24 protein-coding genes are annotated in these 25433 nt (G+C 74.8%); 11 read left to right on the forward strand and 13 right to left on the reverse strand.

The window, feature by feature from the left end:
- The first annotated feature begins 159 nt into the window (after nt 1-159).
- Complete coding sequence (locus FXF60_RS05705; RefSeq protein ID WP_151524402.1) at nt 160-558, forward strand: VOC family protein; 399 nt, start codon at nt 160-162, stop codon at nt 556-558.
- Nucleotides 559-683: 125 nt separating this feature from the next.
- Nucleotides 684-2600: an HNH endonuclease signature motif containing protein gene (locus FXF60_RS05710; RefSeq protein ID WP_151524404.1), complete on the forward strand. Its 1917-nt coding sequence runs from the start codon at nt 684-686 to the stop codon at nt 2598-2600.
- Here the strand turns inward: FXF60_RS05710 and FXF60_RS05715 are convergent.
- Genes FXF60_RS05715 through FXF60_RS05740 form a run of 6 tightly spaced genes read right to left on the reverse strand, consistent with a single transcriptional unit; the run spans nt 2597 to nt 8114 of the window.
- Nucleotides 2597-3853 (reverse strand): kynureninase, encoded by a 1257-nt coding sequence (locus FXF60_RS05715; protein ID WP_192796620.1) that lies wholly within the window; start codon nt 3851-3853, stop codon nt 2597-2599. The genes FXF60_RS05710 and FXF60_RS05715 overlap by 4 nt on opposite strands.
- A complete protein-coding gene (locus FXF60_RS05720) occupies nt 3846-4787 on the reverse strand; it encodes a tryptophan 2,3-dioxygenase (RefSeq protein ID WP_151524408.1) in 942 nt (313 codons plus the stop codon). The genes FXF60_RS05715 and FXF60_RS05720 overlap by 8 nt, the downstream gene beginning before the upstream one ends.
- Before the next feature lie 5 nt (nt 4788-4792).
- Nucleotides 4793-6082, reverse strand: coding sequence for an SIS domain-containing protein (locus tag FXF60_RS05725; protein ID WP_151524410.1), 1290 nt, complete (start codon nt 6080-6082; stop codon nt 4793-4795).
- Nucleotides 6083-6102: 20 nt separating this feature from the next.
- Complete coding sequence (locus FXF60_RS05730; RefSeq protein WP_151524412.1) at nt 6103-6318, reverse strand: hypothetical protein; 216 nt, start codon at nt 6316-6318, stop codon at nt 6103-6105.
- 1 nt (nt 6319) lies between these two features.
- Nucleotides 6320-7729, reverse strand: a complete 1410-nt coding sequence (locus FXF60_RS05735; RefSeq protein WP_151524414.1) for a phosphohexomutase domain-containing protein — start codon at nt 7727-7729, stop codon at nt 6320-6322.
- A gap of 16 nt (nt 7730-7745) precedes the next feature.
- The gene (locus FXF60_RS05740; protein WP_151524416.1) at nt 7746-8114 is read right to left on the reverse strand and encodes a DUF3499 domain-containing protein; all 369 of its coding nucleotides are present in this window, start codon (nt 8112-8114) and stop codon (nt 7746-7748) included.
- Nucleotides 8115-8198: 84 nt separating this feature from the next.
- Here FXF60_RS05740 and FXF60_RS05745 point away from each other — a divergent pair, with 84 nt between their 5' ends.
- Nucleotides 8199-8585, forward strand: a complete 387-nt coding sequence (locus FXF60_RS05745) for a metallopeptidase family protein (RefSeq protein ID WP_151524418.1) — start codon at nt 8199-8201, stop codon at nt 8583-8585.
- 10 nt (nt 8586-8595) lie between these two features.
- Here FXF60_RS05745 and FXF60_RS05750 read toward each other — a convergent pair whose 3' ends face one another.
- From FXF60_RS05750 to FXF60_RS05760, 3 genes are read right to left on the reverse strand one after another with little or no spacing between them, the layout of a single operon-like run.
- Complete coding sequence (locus FXF60_RS05750; protein WP_151524420.1) at nt 8596-10314, reverse strand: DUF5719 family protein; 1719 nt, start codon at nt 10312-10314, stop codon at nt 8596-8598.
- Nucleotides 10311-13502, reverse strand: a complete 3192-nt coding sequence (locus tag FXF60_RS05755; protein WP_151524422.1) for a glycosyltransferase — start codon at nt 13500-13502, stop codon at nt 10311-10313. The genes FXF60_RS05750 and FXF60_RS05755 overlap by 4 nt, the downstream gene beginning before the upstream one ends.
- Nucleotides 13503-13555: 53 nt before the next feature.
- Entirely contained in the window at nt 13556-13825 is a 270-nt protein-coding gene (locus tag FXF60_RS05760; protein WP_151524424.1) for a WhiB family transcriptional regulator, read from the reverse strand.
- 109 nt (nt 13826-13934) lie between these two features.
- On the opposite strand from FXF60_RS05760, the gene cofD reads away from it, so the two are divergent.
- Entirely contained in the window at nt 13935-14936 is a 1002-nt protein-coding gene (cofD, locus tag FXF60_RS05765) for a 2-phospho-L-lactate transferase (protein ID WP_151524426.1), read from the forward strand.
- The gene (locus tag FXF60_RS05770; RefSeq protein WP_151524428.1) at nt 14933-15985 is read left to right on the forward strand and encodes a coenzyme F420-0:L-glutamate ligase; all 1053 of its coding nucleotides are present in this window, start codon (nt 14933-14935) and stop codon (nt 15983-15985) included. The genes cofD and FXF60_RS05770 overlap by 4 nt, the downstream gene beginning before the upstream one ends.
- Here FXF60_RS05770 and FXF60_RS05775 read toward each other — a convergent pair.
- On the reverse strand, nt 15963-16898 hold the full coding sequence (locus FXF60_RS05775; RefSeq protein ID WP_151524430.1) for a DNA-3-methyladenine glycosylase family protein: 936 nt from the start codon (nt 16896-16898) through the stop codon (nt 15963-15965). The genes FXF60_RS05770 and FXF60_RS05775 overlap by 23 nt on opposite strands.
- Nucleotides 16899-16959: 61 nt before the next feature.
- On the opposite strand from FXF60_RS05775, the gene FXF60_RS05780 reads away from it, so the two are divergent.
- The 3 genes from FXF60_RS05780 to FXF60_RS05790 are packed head-to-tail and all read left to right on the forward strand — an operon-like array spanning nt 16960 to nt 19186.
- Nucleotides 16960-17712 (forward strand): TIGR03089 family protein, encoded by a 753-nt coding sequence (locus FXF60_RS05780; RefSeq protein WP_192796621.1) that lies wholly within the window; start codon nt 16960-16962, stop codon nt 17710-17712.
- A gap of 10 nt (nt 17713-17722) precedes the next feature.
- Nucleotides 17723-18508, forward strand: coding sequence for a CoA transferase subunit A (locus FXF60_RS05785; protein ID WP_151524433.1), 786 nt, complete (start codon nt 17723-17725; stop codon nt 18506-18508).
- A gap of 3 nt (nt 18509-18511) precedes the next feature.
- Entirely contained in the window at nt 18512-19186 is a 675-nt protein-coding gene (locus tag FXF60_RS05790; protein ID WP_151524435.1) for a 3-oxoacid CoA-transferase subunit B, read from the forward strand.
- Nucleotides 19187-19202: 16 nt separating this feature from the next.
- Here FXF60_RS05790 and FXF60_RS05795 read toward each other — a convergent pair whose 3' ends face one another.
- Nucleotides 19203-20258 (reverse strand): glycosyltransferase family 2 protein, encoded by a 1056-nt coding sequence (locus FXF60_RS05795; protein ID WP_367889957.1) that lies wholly within the window; start codon nt 20256-20258, stop codon nt 19203-19205.
- A gap of 15 nt (nt 20259-20273) precedes the next feature.
- On the opposite strand from FXF60_RS05795, the gene FXF60_RS05800 reads away from it, so the two are divergent.
- Entirely contained in the window at nt 20274-21479 is a 1206-nt protein-coding gene (locus FXF60_RS05800; RefSeq protein WP_151524437.1) for an LCP family protein, read from the forward strand.
- 37 nt (nt 21480-21516) lie between these two features.
- The gene (locus FXF60_RS05805) at nt 21517-23172 is read left to right on the forward strand and encodes a serine/threonine-protein kinase (RefSeq protein WP_151524439.1); all 1656 of its coding nucleotides are present in this window, start codon (nt 21517-21519) and stop codon (nt 23170-23172) included.
- Nucleotides 23173-23179: 7 nt separating this feature from the next.
- Here FXF60_RS05805 and FXF60_RS05810 read toward each other — a convergent pair whose 3' ends face one another.
- Nucleotides 23180-24340 carry an acyl-CoA dehydrogenase family protein gene (locus FXF60_RS05810; protein ID WP_151524441.1) on the reverse strand — a complete coding sequence of 387 codons (1161 nt, stop codon included), beginning with the start codon at nt 24338-24340 and terminating at the stop codon, nt 23180-23182.
- A gap of 90 nt (nt 24341-24430) precedes the next feature.
- Here FXF60_RS05810 and FXF60_RS05815 point away from each other — a divergent pair, with 90 nt between their 5' ends.
- Nucleotides 24431-24913, forward strand: a complete 483-nt coding sequence (locus FXF60_RS05815; RefSeq protein ID WP_151524443.1) for a cupredoxin domain-containing protein — start codon at nt 24431-24433, stop codon at nt 24911-24913.
- A gap of 5 nt (nt 24914-24918) precedes the next feature.
- Here the strand turns inward: FXF60_RS05815 and purE are convergent, their stop codons facing one another.
- On the reverse strand, nt 24919-25410 hold the full coding sequence (purE, locus tag FXF60_RS05820) for a 5-(carboxyamino)imidazole ribonucleotide mutase (RefSeq protein ID WP_151524964.1): 492 nt from the start codon (nt 25408-25410) through the stop codon (nt 24919-24921).
- Between the last annotated feature and the right edge of the window lie 23 nt (nt 25411-25433).

A 25433-nucleotide genomic window follows, 5' to 3' on the forward strand; every position in this document is an offset into this window, starting at 1 on the left:
ACCTACGACGAACACACCGCCTGGGCCCACCGCCAAGCACCCGCCGCTTGACTTCTTAGCCGCCTGGGGTATCTAGGTCGCCACGAAGGAGGGCGACACTCCGCCCCGTCGTGAGAGGCTCCTGCTCAGGACCACCGGACGTCGTCGAGGAGTCGTGAGATGAGCGAGCTGATTCCGTACCTCTGCGTGACCGACAGCCGGGCGGCGATCGAGTGGTACCAGCAGGCGCTCGGCGCAGAGCTCGTCCTCGAGCCGATCGTCATGGACGACGGCCAGGTCGGTCACTGCGAGCTCGCGGTGCAGGGTGCGCGCTGGATGATGTCGGACCAGTTCGAGTCGGCGGGCGTGCAGGCGCCGGACCCGGACCGCGGCTGCGCGGTGAGCATGCACCTGACCGTCGATGATGTCGACGCCGTGGCGCGCAGGGTCCAGGAGCGCGGGGTCGAGCTGGACCGGGGTCCGGAGGACAGCCCACCGGCCGGGAGGGTCGCGGTCTTCCGCGACCCGTTCGGTCACCGCTGGTTCCTCAGCGGACCGCTCGCCGACGCCCCCGGGTGATCTCCACAGATCTTGAGGGTCGCTTGACTTCGTACATATGTTCGAGTATGCTGGCGGTGTCAGCTCGCCGGAGCGGCGGGTGAAGCGGACGGCCTCGGGGGGAGGTGGATGTGATGGTCGCATCGGTGGTCGAGCCTGTGCGGGAGGAGCCGGGGGATGCGGCGCTCGGTGCGCTGGGGGTGATCGGGGCCGCACGGGCAGGGCTGGATGCCCGGTTGATCGAGGCAGCCCGGGTCGTGGTCGCCACCACCGGGCAGGCGCTGCTCGCGGGCAAGGGTTTCACCTCCGTGGACGAGCTCACCGATGCTCGGCGCCGGGCGTGGCGCGCCGAGGCGAAGCGGGCCGCGTGCGCCGAGATCGAGGCCACCCTCGGCCTGGGCGTCACCGAGACCCGGCAGCTGGTCGGGATCGCCTGCGCACCCGTCGATGTGCGCGCACCCGTGCTGGCCGCGCTCGACACCGGTGAGATCACCTGGGGCATGGTCCGCGACTTCTGGCGCCGCTGCGCCGGGCTGACCAGTGACGACGCCGCTCTCGTGGCCGAGTCCCTCTTCGGCACCGACCCCGCGACCGCCGCTCCCGAGCGCCTCACCCCCGACGACGCGCTGCGCGGCACGCCGTGGCCCGCCGCGGACTACAAGGCCGCTCTGGAGCGAGAAGCCGTCCGCGCCGAGGGCGTCGACGTGCAGGCCGAGCGTGAGCGCCGTCGCGCGGCCTACCAGAGTCGCCGGGCGAGCATGGTCGTCGAGGACGACGGGACCGCGACCCTGACCGTCACCGGGCCGCTGATCGCGATGGTCGCCGCCCACACCCGCATCGAACGCGCCGCCCGCCTGCTCCGCAAGCAGGGCGACACCCGCACCCTGGACCAGCTCCGCGCCGACATCGCCAGCGCCCTGCTCGTGCACGGCGATCTCCCGCTGCCGGGAGCCAGACCCGCTCCGGCGACGGGCACGCCTGCGACGAACAACGACGCGGCCACGAACGCGGACGCCGCCGCCGCCGAGACCGACGCCGATGCCACCCTCGCCTGGCGAGAGCTGCAGACGCCCGACCTGGAGCACATCGCCCGGGTCGTCACCGGTATGCCCACCGTCCAGCTGCAGGTCATCGTCCCCTGGGACGCCCTCACCGGCACCCCGGCCTGCGTCCACACCCACGACCGCACGGCCCGCGGGGCCATCGACCCGCCACCACGCAGGGACGTGGCTCAGCTGCTGGGGCACCACTCTGCCTACCTGACCCCCGGACACCTCCGCGAGCTGGCGCTCCTACCCGGCACGACCGTGACCCGGCTGCTCACCGATCCCGCGGACGGCCGCCTGATCGAACGCACCCAGGCCACCTACCGGCCCGACGCCGACATGCGCCGCCAGGTCCTCGCCGCCGACGTCCACTCACGCGCTCCTGGCACCCGGCACCCCGCCTCCGGCTGCGAGCTCGACCACGTCATCCCCTGGGCCGGCGCACCGGACCCTGCGGGCGGACCACCCACCGGGGGACCGACCGCGGAGACCAACCTCGTCGCCCTCGACAAGCGCCACCACCAGCTCAAGACCCTCGGCCTCGCGACCGCCAGCATCAACCAGCTGCGCGACCTGACCTGGACCACCCTGCTCGGCCACACGACCACCACCCGGTCCCACGACCACCGGCAGTACACCCGCCCCCAGCCAGACGCCGCGCCCCGACCGGGCACACCTCCGGACCGGGGCGCCCCTGCCGCGGCGCAGGCACCACTCGACCCGGCCACCCAGCGCGACCTGATCAACCACGCGCTCTACGCCGCCCTCAGCGATCGTGGACCCGACGCCTTCCTCACCGACGAGGACGACCACCCCGGCACCGGCGACCACGGCGGACCCCTGTCCCGGTGGATGTTCATCACTCCGACCCGCGCTCGACAGACATCACGACCCACGGTCGACATCGACGACCGCGACGCCCACGAGCCCGAACGCGGATCCCAGCACGTGGATACCGACGACCGCGACACCCGCCGCGCCTGGGACGACCGCCGCGACCAGCCGCCACCCTTCTAGCGCGACCCGGCGCGCTCCAGCTCCTCCCGCACCGCCTCCAGCCCCTCCCACACCTCGACGAAGGTGGTGGACAGCGGAGACAACCCGAGACGCAGGCCGTCGGGAGAGCGGAAGTCCGGGATGACGCCCCGATCCCAGAGCCGGGGGTAGACCTCCTCGAACGCCGGGTGGCGCAACGTCAGGTGCCCGCCGCGGCGCGCGTGCTCCCGCGGGCTGGCGACGACCACGCCCAGGTGCTGCGGCCAGGCGTCCACCACCGACCAGGCGAAATCCGTCAGCGCCAACGACTTGGTCCGCACCGCCTCGATCCCCGCCTCCGCGAGCAGCTCGGCGCCGCGGCGCACCGGCACCATCCCCACGATCGGCGGCGTGCCGCTCACGAGCGCACGGATCCCCGCGGCGGGCACGTAGCCCTGCTCCATGAGGAACGGGTCGCGCCGGCCCATCCACCCCTGGATCGGCTGCCGCAGCGACGGTATGTCGTGGTGCCGGTGGGCGAGGTAGACGTGGGCCGGCGCGCCCGGGCCGCCGCCCAGGTACTTGTAGTCGCAGCCCACCGCCGCGTCCCAGCCCCAGTCGTCGGCACGGACCGGCACCGATCCCGCGCTGTGGCAGGTGTCCCAGAGCACCATCCCCCCGGCGCCGTGCACGACCTCGGTGATGGCCTCGGCGTCGGCCACGAAGCCGGAGCGGTAGGCCACGTGGGAGAGCAGCACGACCCCGGTCCGCTCCCCCACCACGGCCCGGACCTGGTCCGCATCCACCCCCGAGGCCGGGTCGGCGTCGATCCACCGCAGCGTGAGACCGCGCTCGGCGGCGATCCCCTCGGCGACGTAGCGGTCGGTCGGGAAGTTGTCGGTGTCCAGCACCAGGTCGGTGCGCGCGGGGTCGAGAGCGACCTGGTGGTCCACCAGGGCACGCAACGTCTTGTAGAGCAGCACCGTGGTCGAGTCGGCCACGACCGTCTGACCTGGCGCGGCGCCGAGCGCGGCACGCCCGACCAGGTCTCCCACCTGCTCCGGCCAGCCCATCCAGCCCTCGTCCCACGACCGGATCAGCCGGGTCCCCCACTCCTCCCGCGCGAAGCGGTCCAGCTCCTGCGCCACGCCCTCCACGGGTCGCCCCAGCGAGTTGCCGTCGAAGTAGGCCACGACGCCCTCGGCGCGCTCGAAGCGGGTGGTGAAGCCGCGGAGCGGATCCTGCGCGTCGAGCCACCTCGCCCGGTCCGGCCCGGGAGCGGTCGGCTCAGCCACGGCCGTCACCTCCGTGGTACCCCTCCGGCGCCACGTCCTGGATGGCGGAGCGCACGTCGTAGAGCTCGGGGAAGAACGTCAGCTCCAGCGCCCGTCGCAGGAACGGGACACCGCTGGACCCCCCGGTCCCGCGTTTGCTGCCGATGATCCGCTCCACGGTCTTCAGGTGCCGGAAGCGCCACACCTGGAAGTTGTCCTCCAGGTCCACCAGCTCCTCGGCGGTCTCGTACTCCGCCCAGTGCTCCTGCGGGTCGGCGTAGATCCGGCCCCAGGCCGCGACCACGCCGTCGTCCGGCTGGTAGGGCTGGGACACGTCCCGCCCGAGCACGTGCTCCGGGACGGGGTGACCCCGCCGGGCCAGCCAGGCGAGCACCTCGTCGTAGAGGCTGCGCTCGTGCAGCAGCCGCTCCAGCTCCGCGTGCTGGTCCTCGTCGTGCGCGAAGACCGGGAGCATCGCCGCGTTCTTGTTGCCGAGCATGAACTCGACCGCGCGGTACTGCCAGCTCTGGAAGCCCGACCCGGTCGCCAGGAACGCGCGGAACTGCGCATACTCGCTCGGCGTGAGGGTGGCGAGCACGGACCACTGCTCGGTCATCGAGGCCTGGATGTGCTTCACCCGGGCGATCCGCTTCAGCGCCTGGCGGTGGTCGTCGGCCGCGAGCAGCGCCCGTGCGCTGGTGAGCTCGTGGATGACCAGGCGCAGCCACAGCTCGGTGGTCTGGTGCTGGATGATGAAGAGCAGCTCGTCGTGCTGCGGCGGCGTGGCACGCGGGTGCTGGGCCGACAGCAGCGTCGGGAGGTCCAGGTAGGCGCCGTAGGAGAGGTTCTGGCCGAAGTCCCGCTCGATGCCCTGCTCCAGGTCCCGCCGGGAGCGGGTATGCCGGGTGATGGGGTCGAGATCGGGCTCGGTGCCCCCGCTGTCGCTGCCCGACATCCCGCTCACCTGGTCCGGTCGCGCAGGTCCGCGACGTGTGGGGAGACCGAGGGGTCCAGCCCGAGCCCGATCGCCAGGTAGGTCGCGGCGAAGTCCACCGCGGCGACGTGGTCGGCGAGCCGGACGACGGGCTCTCCCGCCTCGGCCTGGACCTCCATCACCCGGGCGCCGGCCTCGCGGGCCGTGGACAGCACCGCGTCCGTCAGGGCCTCCGCCTGGACGGACTCATGGGTGGCAGGCGTCAGCGGGGCGTCGCGGAGGAGCAGCAGCCCCAGCCGCGGCGGCGTCGGACCGTCCAGGTAGGGGTCGGCGAAGATGTCGTCGCCCGCACCGGACTCCGCCGGACCGCGGGGGCGTTCCATCAGCTCACCCTCCGGCTCGTCGAAGTGGTGCGGCTCCCAGCCGGAGGTGTCGATGTCGCCCAGCCGGATGCGGGCGTCGTCGTAGGTGCCCGCGCGACGGCCGCCGATCGCGGTGTACGGGCCGTCGAAGCAGGCCACGATCCCGCTCGCCGCGTCCGGGAGCTCGCCGAAGGTCGCGGGGATGCGCGCGGTGCGGGCCAGCATCGAGGCGGCACGCGCCGAGGCGACCCCGCCCAGCGGACCGTCCCCGAGCACCACCGGCACGGTCTCCGCGAGCTGGATCGCGAGCACCTTCGCCGGGTTGACGAAGGCGTCGGACGAGGGACGGAACTGCTCCGCGCGCAGGTCCAGCCGCTCGGCGACCCCGTGCACGACCTCGGCCGGCGCGTCCAGCAGGCCCAGCCGGTCGGCGCCGATCAGCACCGGGGTGAGCAGGGTCCACAGCGCCGTGCGCGAGCTGGTGCGCCCGGTGCCCACCCCGACGTGCACGCCGCGGGCGCGCCGGCACACCTCGGCCAGCGGGGAGTCCTCGGCGCCCACGGTGAGCAGCATCGCCCCGCGGCGTGCCGCCTCCGCGGCGACCGCGAGCGGACCCGGCGCGCGGCCGGACAGCGAGACGGCGACCACCAGGTCCATCGGACCGACCCACCCCGGCAGCGGCAGGTTGCGCCGCGCCTGCACCGGCACCGGGGACCCCGGCTCGGCGAGCAGCTCGAGGACGTCGGCCACGATGGACGACCCGCCGATCGCGGCGACCAGGACCGAGCGCGGCCGCTCGGTGCTGGCGAGGCGGTCGATCCCGGCCTCGTCCGCGAGCGTCACGGCCTCGCGCACCTGGGCCCCGGCGCTGGCCAGGGCGCGCAGCGTGTCCCGGGAGTCCTTGCGCTGCAGCTCGTCGGGGTCGTCGAGCAGGGCTTCGTCGATGTAGGGCATGCCTGACCTCCGCGCCGCCCTCAGTCGGCGACCGTCACGACGACGGCGTCGTCGACCAGGAGCACGGGTATGCCCTCGCGCCACGGGAAGCGGAGGCGACGGCCCGCTCCCTCGCAGTCCTGCGCGCACTGCAGTGCAGGCTCCCCGTCGTCGGTCGTCACGTCGACCAGCTCGTGCCGACCCACCGGGCAGCGCATGATGCTGCGCACCCACGGGTCGAACTCGGGTCGTGCCATCTCACTCCTCCTCCACGAGGGCCAGGACGGTGTCCCGGACCCGGGCCATCGTCTCACCATCGGCGGCCTCGACGGTGAGCCGCAGCAGCGGCTCGGTGTTGCTGGGCCGCAGCGAGACCCACCAGAACGGCTCACCCGCGACGCTCACCAGCAGGCCGTCGCCGGGCTGCTCCGTCGCGCCCTCGCCGGTCGCCCACCGGCGGACCCGCTCGGTCGCGGCGGCCACGTCCGGGACCGAGGTGCTGATCTCCCCCGACGCGGCATAGACGTCGTGCTGCGCCATCAGCTCGGACAGCGGTCGGTCCGTGGACCCCAGCGCCGCGAGGACGTGCAGCACCGCGAGCAGCCCGCTGTCGGCATACCAGAAGTCGCGGAAGTAGTAGTGCCCCGAGTGCTCGGCGCCGAAGACCGCCTCGTGCTCGGCCATGGCGGCCTTGACGAAGGTGTGCCCCACCCGGGACCGGACCAGCCTGGCGCCCGTGTCGGCGACCGTCTCCTCCACGCCACGGGACACGATCGACCCGTGCACGACCACCACCTCCTCCGGCGCGCGTCCGGCCGCGACCTCGGCGGCGACCTGACGCCGGGCGAGCAGCGAGGTGACGGCCGCCGCCGTCACCTGCCGCCCCCGCTCGTCCACGACGAAGACACGGTCGGCGTCCCCGTCGAAGGCGAACCCGACGTCCGCGCCCCGCTCCGGGACCATCGCCTGCAGGTCGCGCAGGTTGTCGGGGTCCAACGGGTTGGCGTCGTGGTGGGGGAAGGTGCCGTCCAGCTCGAGGTGGAGGGGATCCAGACGCAGCGGCAGGCCGTCGATCCCCAGCACGGCGGGCACGGTGAGCCCGGCCATCCCGTTGCCGGCGTCGACCGCGACCCGCAGCGGGCGCATCCCGGAGAGGTCCACGAGCGTGTGCAGGTGGGCGGCGTACTCCTGCAGCAGGTCCTCCTCGGCCCACCCACCCCGCGGACCGGCGGGCAGGTGGTGCAGGTCGCCTCGGTCGAGCAGCCACTGGGCCAGGTCGCGGACCTCCTGCAGCCCGGAGTCGTGGCCCACCGGCCGGGCGCCGGCCCGGCACAGCTTGATGCCGTTGTAGCCGGCGGGGTTGTGGCTGGCCGTGATCATCGCGCCCGGCTGCTCCCGGGTCCCGCTCGCGTAGTACAGCCCGTCGGTCGAGCACAGGCCGATGCTCGTGACGTCGACGCCCTGGGACCGCACGCCGTCGGCGAAGGCGTCGGCGAGCCACGGCGAGGACTCCCGCATGTCCCGCCCGAGCACGATGCCGGTCTGCTCCTCGGGCCGGACCACCACCTGCGCGAAGGCCGACCCCAGGGCTCGCGCCACGCCGGCGTCCAGCTGCTCCGGCACCAGCCCACGCACGTCGTAGGCCTTGACCACGTCGGTCAGCCGCATGTCCGTGCCGCCGGGGTCAGCGGTCGCGCAGCACCCGCAGGTGACCGCGCCGGGTGATCTCGGTGACGGTCGCGCCCTCGTGCTGGGGCTGCGCCGGGTCCACCCGCACCATCGTGCCGCGGTGCTCGCGCACGGCGTCGGCGAGCGCGGCGAGGTCGTCGACCGGGGGCCGCGGCTCCCCCTCGGGCAGCTCCAGGCGGACCACGTCCCAGCCGCGGGGCGCCGTGAGCCGGCCGGCGTGCTCCTCGCACAGGTCGTAGCTGTGCGGTTCGGCATAGGTCGCCAGTGGCCCGAGCACGGCGGTCTGCTCCGCGTAGACGTAGGTGAGCGTCGACGTCGCGGGGCGGACGCACGCCGTCTTCGAGCACTGGCGAGTCAGGGTCACCCTCGACACTGTAGGTGCCGCCACCCCCGATCCTGCGATGCCACCCCGAGGTCCGGTCCGACCGGGTGCTCTATCGTCGCGACCATGGGCACGCGTCGGGACCGTCGGGGGCACGGGGTCCGCGGGCCCCTGGCCTGGCCCCGCGTGCCGGCGATGAACGCCCGCCGGGACCGCTTCGACGAGCTGGTGCTGGACGCCGCCGAGCGGGTCGAGCAGCGGGTGGGGAGCAGCCTGGGGCTGGAGCTGGCGGTCGAGGAGGTCCCGCCCTCGGACCCGGCGCCCTGGGAGCACGGCGTGGCCCTGGGCCGGCTCTTCCCGGCCGAGTCGGGTATGCCCGCCCGTCTGGTGGTCTACCGCCGCCCCGTCGAGCACCGCGCCGCCGACGAGGTCGAGCTCGCCGGCCTGGTCACCGAGGTGGTCGTCGAGCAGGTGGCCCGGATGCTGGGGCGGGACCCGGACGACCTCGTCTGAGCTCGGCGCCTCAGGGCACGATGCGGGTGATGCCGGTCACCTCGCGCGACCACGGCACCGGCCCGAGGGTGCTCGCGGCCCGGTAGGGGCCGAGCGTGTCGCGTCCGGTCAGGTGCAGCGCCGCGGCCACGCCGGTCGTCCCGGCGTCCGCGGGCCGGACCCAGAGCGCCCGCGCCTGCGGGGGGACGGGGAGCAGGGCTGTCGAGTCGTTGGCCAGGTCGAGGCTCTCGACGGTGGTCTCGCCCGTGTCCGTCAGCATCAGCACCTCCACGGAGGCGGCGTCCAGCACCGCCACCGACAGCTCGAGCTCGCCGTCCGGCACGGCGGCCAGCCCGGCCGGCACGCCGATCCCGACCGGCTCGAGCCGCATCGGCGTGGCGGGCAGCCAGGCGAGGTCCCCGGCCGGACGGACCAGCGGGCGGTCGGTGCCGCTCGGCGCGGCGGTGGTCGTGGCGTCGTCGTCCGCGGTGGAGGTCGCCTCGTCGTCGGCGGTGGAGGTCGCCTCGTCGTCGGCGGTGGAGGTCGCCTCGTCCTGCTCGACCGGCTCGTCGCCGGAGGGTGCGAGCCGGATCTGGAGGGCTGCGGTGACCGGCTCGTCGGACCGCAGCCGGAGGCCCACCACCCCCTCGGGAAGCTGGTCCAGGGGCACGTCCACGCTGGCGCCGGCGGCGACCCGGACGGCCGAGGTGCCGGGCGTCGCACTGCCGTCCTCGGTCAGCGCCCCGATCTCGACCACGGCCGCCTGGTCGGGCGCGAGCACCCGGAGCACGAGCTCCTGGTCCTCGACCTGGGTCGGGAGCGCCGGGACCACCAGGTCGCGGGCCGGCTCCGCGCTCGGCGTGGTCACGTCCAGGCCGAGGTCGGTGGTGCCGTCCCGCTCCGTGTCGGTGAGCTGGGCGATCACCGGACCACCCTCGGCGCGGACACCGACCGCGGGCGACTCCACCCCGGCGACCAGGGCGTCGACGGGCCGGACCAGCTGCTCTCCGGGCGGCACCACGAGGTCGGACCCGCCCACGGTCTGCTCCGCACCCCCCGACCCCCGGACGTCCAGATCGACCTGGACCGGGTCCGACCCGGGGTTGATCAGCACGAGCTGCTCGGTCCGACCGGGGTCGGCGTCCCCGGCCAGCAACCAGTGGCTCTCCGCGGCCGTGGTGCACGCGGTCAGGGCGGCCCCCCGCGCGCCGGGCTCGGTCCCACCGGTCACCCGCCCCGCGACCAGCCCCGGTGCGGCGGCTCCCGTCCCGGTCAGCAGGGCGGCAGACGCTCCGTCCAGCGCGAGCCCGGCGGACGGCGAGCCCGACCCGAGGCTCGTCGGATCCGTGTCCTGCTCTTCCGCCGGCACCCCGACCAGCCTCGCCCCGTCGTCGGCGGGGGCAGGCGTCCCCAGCTCCGCGGGAGGCAGCGCCGCGACCACCTCACCCTGCAGCCCGTCCACGCCGGCGCAGCCGAGGGCAGCCTCCTCCACCAGCACCGGGTCACCCTCGACGGTGCCCCCGACCGCGGGCCCCGCACCCGTCCCGGCATCTGCGGAGCTCCCGGCTCCGTCGCCGGACCCGCCGGGTCCCCAGGCGCCGGCCTGCAGGCTCCCCCAGGTCAGCGCACCGACCGCGACGACTCCGGCGCCCAGCCGCCACCACGCGGCCCGGCGCGCCGGTCGGGAACCGTCCTCGGGTGCCGCCGGCTCCTGCTCGTGCTCCGTCGGCTCGTCCGCCTGCTCGGTCATGGCACCTCCTGCGGTCCGCGCTCGGTCCGTCCCACCGGCAGCGCCAGGAAGGCGACGACCGCCGCCAGCGCGAGCGTCAGCAGCTGCCAGGGCAGGCCCGGCGTCGGCAGGTCCACCTCGACGAGGTGCCTCCCCTCGGGCAGGGCCACCTGGTCGGCCGACCCCACCTCCAGCACCTCGCCGTCCACCCGGACGCGGGCATGCTCACCCCAGCCCGGACCCTCGGAGACCCGCAGCGCCGCCCCTGGCGGCACCTCCACGGTCCCGCTCGCGGCACCGTGCGGCCCGGTGGCCGGCAGCACCTGCACCGTGCTCCCGTCCGCCGCCACGACCGTGGTGCGTGCCGGCTCACCGTCGACCATGCGCCACAGGACCGAACCCTCCGGGCTGGACACCCTGATGAGTCCGGACACCCGGTCCAGGTCGTCGGCGGCCGGGTGCGCGTCGTCCGCCTCCAGCAGCACGTAGCCCACCCCGAGGTCGAGCAGCGACTGCGCCGCGTCGTCCGCGGAGGCACCGCCGACGAGCGCGGCGACGGTCTGCTCGACGGGGCCGGGCACGGGCACCCCGGCGGCGAGCTCGGCCGTCCGGTCGCGCAGCACCCGGGAGGGCTCCGGCTCGGCGCCCTGCAGGTCCACCAGCAGCGCGTCGCCCTGGGGACGCAGCAGGAGGGTGCGGACGGCGGCCGGTCCGCGCGCCTGCTCGGCCGCGACAGCCGGGACGGGATCCTGCGCCAGCTCCAGCGCGGGACGTGCCTGCGGCGCCCAGGTCGTCCATCCGGCGGCGACGAGCGGTGCCACCAGCACGAGGGCGGCCGCCAGCCCGGCCGGCACCCGCCGGGACGCGGGACCCGAGGTCCGCAGCAGCGCGTCCACGGTCAGCCCGGCCGCGAGCAGCAGCGCGGCGCCGGCGACCGACAGCCACGTGCCGGGCCAGGAGGTGACGACCAGGCCGGCCTCGGAGTGCCCGGCCGGCAGCGCCCCCAGCGAGGTCCGGACGGCGACCTGCGCGAGACCGAGGGCACCCACCGCGAGGGCGAGCAGCCCGCCTGCCCGGCGACCGTCCCCGCCTGGCAGGAGCAGCGCAGCGAGCGCGGCCAGCCACCACGGCACGGCGAGCCACAGGGGCAGCGCTCCCGAGCCGCCCGGGTCGACGCCGGTCGGATGCAGCAGCAGCAGCTGCCAGGTCGACGCCGAGGGCAACGAGGGGACGGCCGACGTGGCCCCCGCACCACCGAGCAGCTGGACGGGTCCGGCGACGAGCCAGGGCCACCACGCCAGGACCAGCAGCCACGGCAGGAGGGCGATCACCGCGCCGCGCCACCGGGCGCTCCCTCGACCGAGGACGAGCAGCACCAGCCCGACGACGCTGCCCAGCAGCAGGACCATGGGCACCCACTGGGCGGCCAGGGCCAGCCCCAGCACGGTCGCGAAGGTGGCGGCGGCCCGACGCACTCCCCCGGCCCGGTGGGCGACGACGGCGAGTCCGGCCACGAGCAGCGGCGCCAGCACGTGCACCACCGCCGGGCCGACCCGACCCTCGCCGAGCGCCACCACGAGCGGTGCGGACACGCCCCACCCCAGGCCGAGCGCGGCCCGGACCCAGCGCCGTCGGGTGCTGCGGCGCAGCGCGAGGTAGGCGCTGGCGACGCTCAGCGCGGGGGCCAGGGCGAGCAGCCAGGCCAGAGCCGGGCCGGCCACCGTGCGTCCGGCGGCGGGGAGCGCCCCGAGCAGGGCCGACCACGCGGCGAGCGGGGCGAGCCACGGTGCCGCGGGGTCGTCGTGCCCCAGCCCGGCACCCCGCCAGCCCTCCACGGCAGACGCCCACAGACCCTGGGCGTCGGTGGCCACCACGCCCAGCTCTCCCCCGGTCAGGCCGGCGCCGGCCGGGTCGAGCCCCGGCCAGAGCCCACGACCGGCCCAGGCGGTCAGCGCGGCCGTGACCAGGACGGCCAGGGCGAGCGGCCAGCTCCACCATCGCGACCGCCGACCCTCCCCGGCCAGGTCGTCGAAGTCCTCCGACACCGGGCCGCTGCCCAGTGCTCCCCCGGGCGACCCCGCCGCCCCCCGGGACCTGCGCGACCGCGGGTCCAGGGCCTCCCCGACGATGTCGAGGGTCGCGCGCCACCCGGTGCCGGGCGGCTCGTGCAGCCCGGCCAGGTCGCGGGGAGCCACGCTCCCGTGCCCACGGAACCGTCGACGGGCGGCGAGGCCGCGACCCGGCCGCAGCACCGCTCGCACGTCGGCCCACTCGCCGGCCGCCTCGGCCGGCCGCTTGACGAGCAGCAGGACCAGAGCCGCCGCCAGGCTGGTGACCAGGACCCCCAGGGCGCGCCAGGGGGCCGCCCACAGCGACCCGCGCGCGAGGGCGAGCTGCCGGACCCGCACCCGGGTGCGCAGGGGGTCCTCCACGCCAAGACCGGCCTCGCCCTGCCGCACCACGGCGTCTGGCGCCACCACCGTCCGGTGGCCGGCGAGGTGGCTGCGCCACCCCAGGTCCAGGCCGTCCACGCCGTCCTGGCCGAACGCGGGGTCGATCCCACCCACCTGCTCGAGGACCGCGGCCCGGACCAGGGATCCGCTGAGCGGGACTCCCAGCACGTCCTGGCGCAGGTCCAGCTGGCCCTGGTCCACCAGCGCGGCGCGCGTCGGGTCGACGACGCGACCCGCCGGCGTCAGGTGGTGCCCCAGGGAGCGCAGCAGCCGCGGCTGGTCCTCCCGCACCAGCTTGGGGCCCACGACCCCGACCCGGCTGCTGCGCCGGGCTGCCGCGCCGAGCGCGGCCAGCGCGCCCGGCTCGGGACGCGCATCCGTGCTGAGGAACCAGATCCACTGCCCCTGGTGGTCCGGCAGGGCGTCCAGCGCCGTCGCGACCGCCGTGGACCGGTCCAGTCCTTCGTGCTCGAGGATCGTGACCGGCAGGCCCAGGTCGTCCGCCAGCCGGCGCAGCCGGTCGGCGTCCTCCCCGGTGGGCTCCGGGTGCAGCACGAGCACCCGCTGGGCACGCCGTCGCTGCCCGGCCACCGCGCGCAGCGTCTCCCCCTCGGGCGCCTCCTGGTCCTCGCCGTCGAGGTGGCGGGGCCCAGCGGGCGCCGGGAGGAGCACGACGCTGATGTCGTCCAGGTCGGGCCGACCGCCACCGGGCGCCGGGGCGCGGCCCGCGGTGGGCTCGTCGGGGGACGTGGACATGGTGGCGGCCGGTGCGTCCGGATCGGTCCCGGCGACCTGGGTGCCCGTGGTGCTCAGACCGCGCGCTTCTTCAGCTTGCGTCGCTCACGCTCGGACAGTCCGCCCCAGATGCCGAAGCGCTCGTCGTGGGCGAGGGCATACTCCAGGCACTCGGCCCGGACCTCGCACCCGACGCACACCTTCTTCGCCTCCCGCGTCGACCCGCCCTTCTCCGGGAAGAACGCCTCGGGGTCCGTCTGCGCGCACAGTGCTCGCTCCTGCCAGGACATCTCCTCGGTGTCGTCGATACCGTGCATCAACGACATCAGCTCCAGCTCGTGCATGGCTCCTCCTCGACCTCTCGCCTCCACACGTACCTGAATTACACGCGTGTCATCCGCTCTAGTCAACCCCGGATCTGCTAGACAACGCCCCGCACGGACAATAGGGGGCATGCAGATCACCGTTCTCGCCGGCGGCGTCGGAGGCGCCCGCTTCGTCCGCGGGCTGGTCCACGCGCTGGCGGCCGACCCGGCCCTCGGGCCCGACCCCTCGATCACGGTGATCGGCAACACCGGCGACGACATCACCCTGGTCGGGCTGCGGGTCTGCCCCGACCTGGACACCCTGCTCTACACCCTGGGTGACGGAGTGGACGAGGACCAGGGGTGGGGCCGGGCGCAGGAGAGCACCCGGGTCTCCGGCGAGCTCGCCACCCTCGGCGTCGGGCCGGAGTGGTTCACGCTGGGAGACCTCGACCTCGGCACGCACCTGGCCCGGAGCAGGTGGCTGGCGCAGGGTATGACGCTCAGCCAGGTGACGGCGCGGCTCGCCGACCGGTGGGGCCTCCCCGCCCGGGGTGTCCGGCTGCTGCCCGCGACCGACACCCCGATCGAGACGCACGTGGTCGTCGACGACGAGGACGGGGGTGAGCGGGCGATCCACTTCCAGGAGTGGTGGGTGAAGCACCGCGCCGCCCTGCCGGTCCGCCGCTTCACCGTCGCCGGCCTGGCCGGGGCGACCGCGGCACCGCACGTCCTGGACGCCGTCCGGGGCGCCGATCTGGTGCTGCTGCCCCCGAGCAACCCGGTGGTCTCGATCGGGATCATCCTGGGCGTCCCGGGGGTCCGGGAGGCGCTGAGGGGCACCCGGGCACCGGTGGTCGGGGTGAGCCCGCTGCTCGGCGGCCGCCCCGTCCGCGGGCACGCGGACGCCTGCCTGGCACCGCTCGGCGTGGAGGTGAGCGCGGCCGGGGTCGCCGGCCTGTATGCCGACTTCCTGGACGGGTGGCTCGTGGACGACGCCGATGCCGCTGCCCGCTACCCCACCGGCGTGCAGGTCCGCGCGCTCGACCTGCTCATGCGCGACCAGCCCGGCGCGGCCCGGCTGGCCCGCGCGGCCCTCGACCTGGGGCGCGAGCTCAGGGGCACGCCGGCACCGGTGCGGCGGGCGTGACCGTGGGTCCGGGCTCACCGACCGGCACGATCCAGGTCATCCCCGTGCCGGGCCTGCCCGAGATCACCGAGGGGTCCGACCTGGCCGAGGAGCTGGCCGGCCGGCTGCCCGCCTGCGGAGGGCTGCGGGAGGGCGATGTGCTGGTGGTGTCGAGCAAGCTGGTCTCCAAGGCCCTCGGGCTGCGCCGGGTCGCGCCGGCCGACCGGACCGAGGTGGTCCGGGGCGAGAGCGTCCGGGTGGTGGCCGAGCGGGTCACCCCCGCGGGCCTGACCCAGGTCGTCGAGTCCCTCGCCGGTCCGGTGCTGGCGGCCGCCGGCGTCGACGCCAGCAACACCGGCCCCCTCGGTGGTCTCCTGCTGCTGCCGCACGACCCGGACGAGGCGGCCCGCGACCTGCACGCACGGCTGCGCGAGCGGACCGGGACGAGCGTCCCCTTCGGCCTCCTGCTCAGCGACACGGCCGGCCGGCCCTGGCGGGATGGACAGACGGACCTCGCCCTGGGTGCCTGCGGCGTGCGGGTGGTCGACGACCTGCGCGGTGGCGCGGACAGCGACGGCCGGGAGCTCTCGGTCACCAGCCGGGCGGTGGCGGACGAGATCGCCGCCGCCGCCGACCTGGCCAAGGGCAAGGCGTCCGGCACGGGGGCCGCCCTGGTCCGTGGCCTGCCGCACCTCGTCACCGACGCGACCGGCCCGGGAGCGCGCACCCTGGTGCGGACCGGCCCGGGCGACTGGTTCTCGCTCGGCCACCGGGAGGCGGTGCGCGCGGCGCTCGGGGCCCCGCCCGGCACCCCCGCGGCCGAGGCCGTCGGCCTGCCCTCGGTGCTGCCCGAGGCGGCGGGGCTGCGCCTGGACCGGGCGTGCCGACTCGCCCTGCTCGGGCACGACCCGGGCGGCGTCCGGATCACCGGCTCGCCGTCGGAGGGCCTGCTGGTGACGGCCGACGACCCGGCGCTCGCCGGCCGGGTGGCCGCCCGGCTCGAGGTGGCGCTGGCCTCCGAGGACCTGCACGCCGACGTCGAGGTGCTCAGCCCGCCCGCCGGCGGCTGACCGGGAGATGGGTCCGCGGCGCCATCCGCGGCCCGCGCCGCGGCCTCCCCGCACCGGTCAGCTCCAGCAGCCGCTGCACCCGGTAGCGGTGCCCGGCATACGGCTGCAGCAGCTCGACCAGCCCGTGGTCGTCGACCGGGCGACCGGTGAGCGCCCACCCGATGTTGGCGGCCACGTGGTAGTCGCCGAAGGAGACGGCGTCGGCGTCGCCGAGCGCGCGCTGGGCCGTCTCGGCGGCGGTCCACACCCCCACGCCGGGCACGGCGGTCAGCCTGGCCCGTGCTGCCGCCGACGAGAGTCCCACGCACTCCTCCAGCCGGGCGGCGACGCGGACCACGCGCAGCACCGTGTCCGCCCGCTGCGGGCTGACGCCCGCCCGCAGCCACTCCCACGACGGGACCTGGGTCAGGGTGGGCGCGGACGGCGGCACGCGCAGGCCCAGCACCCCGCCGGGGCCGGGCGCCACGTCACCGAACCGCTGCACCATCCGGCGCCATCCGGAGAAGGCCTCCTGGCCGGTGACCTTCTGCTCCACCACCGCGGGGACGAGCGACTCCAGCACCAGACCGGTGCGCGGCACCCGCCACCCCGGGTGCCGACGGGCCGCGTGCGCGACCAGCTCGTGGGCAGGGGTGAAGCCCCGGGGGTCGTCACCCTCACCCAGCATCCGCGGCAGGGCGTCCAGCACCCACTCCGCCCCCGGCCCCCAGGCCTGGGCCGCGACCGGCGCACCGACCCCCCGGCGGGCCAGCCGCAGCGTCACCGGACCGTCCGGCGTCCGCAGCCCGCGCCACAGCTCCCCGTGCTGCTGCCGCCAGCACGGGTCCCCCACGCCGCGCCGCAGCGTGCCCCAGGTCGCGCCGACGTCCAGCGGGCCGGACGGGCGCCACACACGGTGCCGGGCGGTGCTCACACTCCGGCACCCTGCCTCGCTGGTTGCCGGCTGCGCAACACCACCGGCTAGCGTTGGGCCCGTGCAGTTCCCAGCAGAGACCCTGGCGCGGGCCGTCGCCGCCGACCCGACCACCCCAGCCCTCACCTACTACGACGACTCCCCGGAGGGGACGGGCGAGCGCATCGAGGTGTCCCGGAAGGTGCTGCGGACCTGGGTGGCGAAGGCGGCGAACGCGCTGCAGGAGGGCCTGGACGTGCAGCCGGGCTCGGTCGTGCTGGTCGACCTGCCGGCGCCGCACTGGCGGCTGGCCTACTGGGCCCTGGCGGTGTGGTCGGTGGGTGCCACCCTCACCGTCGACGCGCACGAGGGGGCCGACGTGCTGGTGACCGGCGACCCGGACAGCGAGGTCGCAGGTGACTGCGACGAGGTGGTCGCCGTCGCGCTCCCGGCGCTCGCCCGGCACTTCGGCACCGAGCTGCGGTCCGGCGTGATGGACGAGGCCGCCGAGCTGGCCAGCTTCGCCGACGACTTCACCGCGTGGGACGACGCCCGCGAGCAGGACGCCGCGCTGGTCACCGCCGGCGACCGGGTGAGGTACGGCGAGCTGCTGGACGACATGGGGCAGCTGCCCGCCGACGCCCGGGTCCTCGTGACCACCACGGACCGCGGTCTCTTCGTCCGGCAGGTGCTCCAGCTCCTGGCGCTCGGCTCCTCGGCGGTCCTGGTCCGCGGGGAGGGCCCCGCGGACGACGATCCCCGCTGGGACGCCGAGGGGATCAGCCACCGCGCGGCCGACCGGCCCCACGTCCGGGCGGAGCCCCGCGACAGGTAGCCTCGGCGCCATGGACAAGGTCGTCGCCTCCGCCCAGGACGCGCTCGCTGGACTCGCCGACGGGATGACCGTCGCGGTGGGTGGCTTCGGGCTCTCGGGCATCCCCACCGTGCTCCTCCACCAGGCCCTCACCCAGGGCACCTCCGAGCTGGAGGTGGTGTCCAACAACTGCGGCGTCGACGGGGCCGGGCTGGGGCTGCTGCTGGAGCAGGGGCGGATCCGTCGGGTGATCGCCTCCTACGTCGGGGAGAACAAGGAGTTCGCCCGTCAGTACCTCTCCGGCGAGCTCGAGGTGGAGCTCACGCCGCAGGGGACGCTGGCGGAGAAGCTGCGGGCCGGCGGTGCGGGCATCCCCGCCTTCTTCACCCCGACCGGGGTCGGGTCGCAGGTCTCCGAGGGGGGTATGCCCTGGCGCTACGACAGCGACGGCGAGGTCGTCGTGGAGTCCCCCGCCAAGGAGACCCGTGAGTTCACGGTCCGCGAGCAGACGCGGGACTACGTGCTGGAGCACGCCATCTTCGCCGACTTCGCCCTGGTGCGGGCCGCCAGGGGCGACCGGCACGGCAACCTCGTCTTCAACAAGTCCGCGCGCAACTTCAACCCGCTCTGCGCGATGTCCGCCCAGGTCGCGGTCGCCGAGGTCGAGGAGCTGGTCGAGCCCGGTGAGATCGACCCGGACGAGGTGCACCTGCCCGGCATCTACGTCCAGCGGGTGCTGCCGCTCACCCCGGAGCAGGCCACCGACAAGGACATCGAGAAGCGCACCACGCGCCCCCGCGCCGACCAGGAGGCCTGAGCCATGGCACTGACCCGTGAGGAGATGGCGGCCCGCGCGGCCGCGGAGCTGCACGACGGCGACTACGTCAACCTCGGCATCGGGATGCCCACCCTGGTCCCGAACTACGTGCCCGACGACGTCGAGCTGGTGCTGCAGTCGGAGAACGGCATCCTCGGGGTCGGCCCCTACCCCTACGAGGGCGAGGAGGAGCCCGACCTCATCAACGCGGGCAAGGAGACGGTCACGGTGCGGGCCGGGGCGAGCTTCTTCGACTCGGCGACCAGCTTCGGGATGATCCGCGGCGGCAAGGTCGACGCGGCCATCCTGGGGGCCATGCAGGTCTCCGCCGCCGGCGACATCGCCAACTGGATGATCCCCGGCAAGATGGTGAAGGGGATGGGCGGCGCGATGGACCTGGTGCTCGGCGCCAAGAAGGTCGTCGTGCTCATGGACCACGTCGCCAAGGACGGCTCGGCCAAGATCGTCGACGAGTGCGACCTGCCCATCACCGGCCTCCAGGTCGTGCAGCGCATCATCACCGACCTGGCGGTCATCGACGTCACCGACCACGGGCTGGTGCTGCGCGAGCTCGCGCCCGGCGTCACCGCCGAGGAGGTCGTCGCCAAGACCCAGCCGCCGCTGCGGATCGCGGTGGACGAGCCCACCCCGGAGGCGACCCCGCCCACCCAGGGCTGACCAGGGCGGGTCCCGGCTAGTCCCGGGGCCCCCGCAGGAAGCCGGCGCCCCAGGTGAGGTGCATGGTGGCCAGCACGGCGGGCATCCGGGCGACCACACCCGCCTCCCGGCCGCGCGCGATCCACGCGCCGCCGACGGCGACGGCCGCGGCATACCCCAGGGGCAGCAGCCACAGCGGCTTCCAGGCCAGCCCCCCGACCGTCCCCGCGGCGAGCAGCGTGACCGCGACCGGCGGCGCGAGGTAGCGGGCGTTGACCGAGTCCGGGTGCTGGCGCACCACCTGTCGCCGCCACTGGCCGCTGGTGTAGAACTGCCGCGCCAGCGCACGGAACGTGGACCGCGGGCGGTAGGTCACCGTGAGCTCCGGGGTGAACCAGATCGTCCCGCCCGCGGCGCGGATCCGGTGGTTCAGCTCCCAGTCCTGCGCCCGGGTGTAGGCGGGGTCGTAGCCGCCCACGCGGTCCAGCCACTCGCGGCGGAACACCCCGAGGAAGACCGTGTCGGCCGGCCCGGCCTCTCCGCCCACGTGGAAGCGTTCGCCCCCCATCCCCAGGGGGGACCGCATCGCGATCGCCACGGCCTCCTGCACCGGCCCGGTCCCCTCGGCGAGCATGATGCCACCGACGTTGGCCGCGCCGGTCTGCTCCAGCAGCTCCACCGCCCGGGTGATGTAGCCCTCGCTCAGCTCGCCGTGACCGTCCATCCGCACCACGACGTGGTGCCGGGACCGCGCCACGGCCGCGTTCAGCCCGTCCGGCGTCCGGCCGGACGGGTTGTCGACGACGACGATGCGCGGGTCCGCGGTCGCCAGCGCGTCGGCGACCTCCCGCGTCCGGTCCGAGCTGGGCCCCACGGCCAGCACCAGCTCCATCGGGCCCGGGTAGTCCTGCGACAGCACCGAGGACACCGCCTCGGGCAGGTGGGCCTCCTCGTTCAGGACGGTCATGATGATCGAGACGGGCGGGTGCTGCTGGTGGGCACGGGGGCCGGACGACGGGCTCACGTGCGCGAGGTTACCGTTCAGGTGCGCGCGCAGGGCGCGGCGCTCCCAGGTCTCGGCAAGGTCGAGCACGTAGTCTCTTCTTCCGTGCCCAACCACCCCGAGGACGACTGGACCCGGCCGATGCCGCGCACGCCGCGCCGGCCCCAGCGCAGCGATCCCGATCCCACCGAGCGGATCCCGCGCACCTCGGCACCCCGGTCGTCCGAGCGCCACGACCGGTTCGACGACGGGTACGACGACCAGTACGCGGACGGCTACGACGACCGGCACGACCGAGACGACAGGTATGCCGCACCGCCGCGCGGCGGTGACCGACCCCCGCGGCGGCGTCGACCGCGCTACGGCTTCCGGCGGTTCCTGGCGCTGATCGTGCTGCTGGTCGTCGCCTACGTCGTGACGATGCTCGTGGTGGTGGCCATGGTCTGGGGCAGCGTGAACCGGCTCGACGCGACGCCGGACGTCTCCGACCGGCCGGCCGCCGCGGCCGGGGAGAACTACCTGCTGGTCGGCACCGACAGTCGCGAGCAGCTGACGGAGGACCAACGGGACAGCTTCGGCGCCGGCTTCACCGAGGGCCACCGCGCCGACACGGTGATGCTGCTGCACGTCCCGACCTTTGGTGAGCCCACCCTGGTGAGCCTGCCCCGGGACAGCTACGTCGAGATCCGCGACGCGGGGTGGAACAAGCTCAACGCCGCGCACTCCAGCGGCGGCCCGGAGCTGCTCGTCGACACCGTCGAGCGGGCCACCGGCCTCCCGATCGACGGCTACCTGGAGATCGGCTTCGGCGGGTTCGTCAGCGTCGTGGAGGGTGTCGGCGGGGTGGAGATGTGCCTGGACGACCCGATCTCGGACGAGAAGGCGCACATCGACCTGCCGGCCGGGTGCCAGGAGCTGACCGGGCCGCAGGCGCTGGGCTACGTGCGGATGCGCTACAGCGACCCGCGCGGCGACATCGGCCGGGTCGAGCGGCAGCGGGAGTTCCTCTCGGCGCTCGTGGACAAGATGGTGACGCCGAGCACGGTGCTGGTGCCCTGGCGCCTGCACGAGGTCGGCACGGCCACCGGCTCGGCCATCAGCCTGGGCGACGACACCTCGATGGTGGAGGCCGGGCGGATGGCGCTGGCGATGCGGTCGGTGGCGGCTGGCGAGGGCAACTCGGTGACCGTGCCGGTGGCCGAGCCGAACTACCCGACCGACGTGGGCAGCGCCGTGCTGTGGAACGAGCAGGGCGCCAGCCAGCTGTTCACCGCTCTGCGTCAGGGGCAGGCGATCACCGTCGAGCCGTGACCCGGCTCGGGCTACCCTTGCGCTGATCGGAGGTGACATGGCTGACCCCCAGGACGCAGAGCACGACGCCGAGACCACGGCACCGGCCCCTGCCGACCAGGACCCCAGCGTGGTGGCCGGGCGCTACCGCATCGTGCGGACCCTCGGGCGCGGCGGTGGCGGCCAGGTGTGGCTCGCCACCGACGAGAACCTGCATCGCCAGGTCGCCCTCAAGCAGGTCGCCGGGGAGGCCGACACCGAGCTGCTGCTGAGCCGCGGCTTCCGGGAGGCGAGGACCAGCGCGACCCTGGCGCACGAGCACGTCGTCCGGGTATACGACGCCTTCGAGCACGAGGGGTCGCCATGGATCGTCATGGAGTTCATCGAGGGCCCCTCCCTCGCCGAGCTCACCGCCGACGGACGCTCCCTCCCCCCGGCGCAGGTCGCGGCGATCGGCGCCCAGATGGCCACCGCCCTGGCGGCCGCCCACCGGGCCGGCATCCTCCATCGTGACGTCAAGCCGGCCAACGTGCTGCTGACGGGCGGGGCGGGCCACGACGCCAAGCTCACCGACTTCGGGATCGCGCGGGCCGACGAGGACCCGCAGCTCACCCGGACCGGCTTCGTCTCCGGCACCGCCGCCTACTTCTCCCCGGAGCTGGCGAGGGGCGAGGAGCCGAGCACCGCCTCCGACGTGTGGGCCCTCGGCGCGACGCTCTACGCCGCGGTGGAGGGACGGCGACCCTTCCCCGAGCGCCCGAACGCCGTCGCCCAGCTGCACACCATCGCGCGGGACGACGTCCGGCCACCGCAGCAGGCGGGCGAGCTGACCACCGCGCTGCAGGGGATGCTCGACCCCGACCCGGAGACCCGGTGGGACGCCGCGCGGGCGGCCGCCGAGCTGGCCCGGGTCGCGGGCCGGGGCGGCGCAGCGGGCGCCGCTCCCGCGGCCGCCGGGATGGCCGCCGCCGACGCCACGGCCGGGGGGGCGGCCGCGCATACCGAGGCCGTGCCCCAGGTCGACCGCACCCGCACCTTCGCCCGCGCCCGCCCCGAGAGCGCCGCGCCCGCCGCCGCGGGGGGCGCTCCCCCACGACCGACCCACCGCGAGCAGCGACCCACGGCCCGGCAGGGCCGGTCCGGCCACCGCCGCGGGGTCTGGTTGGCCTGGTTGCTCATCGTGCCGTTGGTGCTGCTGCTGGGCTGGCTGGTCTGGACCATCGCCACCGGGCCGCCGGGCCGGCTCGACACGACCAGCCCGACGACGTCCTCCTCGGCCGACACGAGCGCGGTGAGCGCGCAGGAGGCGCGCGAGCTGGCCGAGGACTTCTACGCCACCCTCGACGGCGAGGGCCTGGCGGCGGCACGGGAGCTCACCACGGGTGAGGCCTTCATCGCCGCGGACATCGAGGAGGGGCTGGACGCGATCTCGGCCGAGCTGGACGCGCAGGAGGCCGCCGACGGCACCGCCATCGTCACCGGCGCCATCACCTACACCTACGGCGACCTCCGCATCGTGCAGGACGAGACGCTGACGGTGGTCCGCCAGGACGGCCAGCCGTTGATCGCCGTGCGTCAGGCCGTGGAGCGTGAGCGCACGGGCGGGCAGGGCGAGGAGCAGGACGACGAGGCCGAGGACGCCGACCAGGGCAACGACGGCGACGAGGGCAGCGAGAACGGCGACGACGACGCGACCACCGCGGAGGACGGATAGCCCTCGGTCAGCCCTTGAGCAGCTGGCGGGCCATCACCACGCGCTGGATCTGGTTGGTGCCCTCGTAGATCTGGGTGATCTTGGCGTCCCGCATCATCCGCTCCACCGGGAAGTCTTTGGTGTAGCCGTAGCCGCCGAGGAGCTGGACCGCGTCGGTGGTGATCTCCATCGCCACGTCCGAGGCGAAGCACTTGGCCGCGGCACCGAAGAACGGCAGGTCGTCGTCGCCCCGCTCGGACTTGGCCGCGGCGACGTAGACCATCTGACGGGCTGCCTCGAGCTTCATCCCCATGTCCGCGAGCATGAACTGCACGCCCTGGAAGTCGGCGATGGCCTGGCCGAACTGGGTGCGCTCCTTGACGTAGCCGAGCGCGAAGTCCAGCGCTCCCTGCGCGATGCCGACGGCCTGGGCGCCGATGGTGACCCGGGTGTGGTCCAGGGTGCGCAACGCGATCTTCAGGCCCTCACCGCGTCCGCCCACCATCCGGTCGCCGGGGATCCGGCAGTCCTCGAACCGCAGCTCGCAGGTCGGGCTGCCCTTGATGCCCAGCTTCTTCTCCGGGGTGCCGATGCTGAAGCCCTCGTCCTGCTTCTCCACGACGAAGGCGGTGACGTTGCGCCCGCGAGGACCGTCCGGGTCGGTCACCGCCATGACGGTGTAGAACTCGCTCACGCCGGCGTTGGTGATCCAGGACTTCTGCCCGTTGAGCACGAAGGACCCGTCCGGCTGCTCGATCGCCCGGCAGCTCATGCCGGCGGTGTCCGAGCCGGCGCCGGCCTCGGACAGGCCGTAGGAGAACATCGCCTCACCGGAGGCGACCGGCGGCAGGTAGCGGGCCTTGAGGTCCTCGCTCGCGGCGAGGATCAGCGGCATCGTGCCCAGCTTGTTGACCGCGGGGATGAGCGAGCTGCTGGCGCAGGCGCGCGCCACCTCCTCGATGACGATGCAGGTGGCAAGCGCGTCGGCCCCGACGCCGTCGTACTCCTCGGCGATGTGCGGGGCGTGGAAGTCGGTGGCCACCAGGGCCTTCAGTGCCTCGTCCGGGAACCGGGCGTCCTCGTCGACCGCCGCCGCGTGCGGGGCGATCTGCTCGTCCGCCACCTCGCGGAGGGCCTCCCGCAGCGCCTCGTGGTCCTCGTTGATCCGGAACAGGTCGAAGTCGCTCATGGGGCGCAGCGTACCCGCTGACGGTGCCCTGCCTGACGTGCACGTCATGCCCGACCCATCCGATCAGTCCGGGGGCGACGAACTCCCACTATGAGACAGATCACACCGGCCCTGCTCGTGTCGGCCCTGCTCATCGCGGGCTGCACCGGCACGGGCGACACCGACCCCGACGCGGCCGACCCGACCACCCCGGCGGCCGGGACGTCGGCTCCGGTCACCTCCGAGACCGACGAGCCCACCGAGTCCGACGAGCCCACCGAGACCGAGGCCGCCGAGGCCACGGAGACCGGGGCCGAGGAGAGCGACGACAGCGAGGCTGCGGCCGAGGAGGTCGTCATCACCATCGCGTCCTTCGCCTACGAGGTCCCCGACACGATCGCCCCCGGCACCGAGGTGACGGTGGTCAACACCGATGCCGTCATGCACACGGTGACCTCGGACGAGGAGGGCCTGTTCGACGTGTCCGTCGACGGCGGCTCCGAGGCCACCTTCACCGTGCCCGACGAGCCCGGCGACTACTCGTTCTTCTGCCGGCCCCACCCGAACATGGTCGACACCCTGGTCGTCGGGTGAGGGCCTCAGTGACCGTCCTGCCTGCGCTGGCGCAACGTCTCCCCCTTGGCGTGGGCCTGGTCGCGCAGCTCGTCGGCGAACCGCGCCAGCTGCTGCCTCAGCCGGGCCGCCCGCTCGCCCTCCCCGGCGGCCAGCGTGCGCGCCGCCAGCAGCCCGGCGTTGCGCGCGCCGGCGACCGACACGGTGGCGACCGGGATGCCGGCCGGCATCTGCACGATGGACAGCAGCGAGTCCAGGCCGTCCAGGTGCTTGAGCGGGACCGGCACACCGATCACCGGCAGCACGGTGACCGAGGCGAGCATGCCGGGCAGGTGCGCGGCGCCGCCCGCCCCCGCGATGATGACCCGCAGCCCGCGCTCCTCGGCGCTGCGGCCGTAGTCGATCATCTCGGTCGGCATCCGGTGGGCCGACACCACGTCCGCCTCGAACGGGATCGCGAAGTCCTGCAGCACTTGCGCTGCGGCCTCCATCACCGGCCAGTCGCTGTCACTGCCCATCACCAGCCCGACCAGCGGGCGCT

This window comes from Serinicoccus kebangsaanensis (genome assembly GCF_008919445.1).
GTDB lineage: Bacteria > Actinomycetota > Actinomycetes > Actinomycetales > Dermatophilaceae > Ornithinicoccus > Ornithinicoccus kebangsaanensis.

Excerpts from the sequence above, each read along its gene's own strand:
- FXF60_RS05745 (WP_151524418.1), top strand. The coding sequence starts at position 8,199 with ATGGGCACGCGTCGGGACCGTCGGGGGCACGGGGTCCGCGGGCCCCTG.
- FXF60_RS05760 (WP_151524424.1), bottom strand. The coding sequence starts at position 13,825 with ATGCACGAGCTGGAGCTGATGTCGTTGATGCACGGTATCGACGACACC.
- FXF60_RS05730 (WP_151524412.1), bottom strand. The coding sequence starts at position 6,318 with ATGGCACGACCCGAGTTCGACCCGTGGGTGCGCAGCATCATGCGCTGC.
- purE (WP_151524964.1), bottom strand. The coding sequence starts at position 25,410 with ATGGGCAGTGACAGCGACTGGCCGGTGATGGAGGCCGCAGCGCAAGTG.
- FXF60_RS05785 (WP_151524433.1), top strand. The coding sequence starts at position 17,723 with ATGGACAAGGTCGTCGCCTCCGCCCAGGACGCGCTCGCTGGACTCGCC.
- FXF60_RS05790 (WP_151524435.1), top strand. The coding sequence starts at position 18,512 with ATGGCACTGACCCGTGAGGAGATGGCGGCCCGCGCGGCCGCGGAGCTG.
- FXF60_RS05815 (WP_151524443.1), top strand. The coding sequence starts at position 24,431 with ATGAGACAGATCACACCGGCCCTGCTCGTGTCGGCCCTGCTCATCGCG.
- FXF60_RS05725 (WP_151524410.1), bottom strand. The coding sequence starts at position 6,082 with ATGCCCTACATCGACGAAGCCCTGCTCGACGACCCCGACGAGCTGCAG.
- cofD (WP_151524426.1), top strand. The coding sequence starts at position 13,935 with ATGCAGATCACCGTTCTCGCCGGCGGCGTCGGAGGCGCCCGCTTCGTC.
- FXF60_RS05705 (WP_151524402.1), top strand. The coding sequence starts at position 160 with ATGAGCGAGCTGATTCCGTACCTCTGCGTGACCGACAGCCGGGCGGCG.
- FXF60_RS05805 (WP_151524439.1), top strand. The coding sequence starts at position 21,517 with ATGGCTGACCCCCAGGACGCAGAGCACGACGCCGAGACCACGGCACCG.
- FXF60_RS05810 (WP_151524441.1), bottom strand. The coding sequence starts at position 24,340 with ATGAGCGACTTCGACCTGTTCCGGATCAACGAGGACCACGAGGCGCTG.
- FXF60_RS05720 (WP_151524408.1), bottom strand. The coding sequence starts at position 4,787 with ATGTCGGGCAGCGACAGCGGGGGCACCGAGCCCGATCTCGACCCCATC.
- FXF60_RS05755 (WP_151524422.1), bottom strand. The coding sequence starts at position 13,502 with ATGTCCACGTCCCCCGACGAGCCCACCGCGGGCCGCGCCCCGGCGCCC.
- FXF60_RS05735 (WP_151524414.1), bottom strand. The coding sequence starts at position 7,729 with ATGCGGCTGACCGACGTGGTCAAGGCCTACGACGTGCGTGGGCTGGTG.
- FXF60_RS05750 (WP_151524420.1), bottom strand. The coding sequence starts at position 10,314 with ATGACCGAGCAGGCGGACGAGCCGACGGAGCACGAGCAGGAGCCGGCG.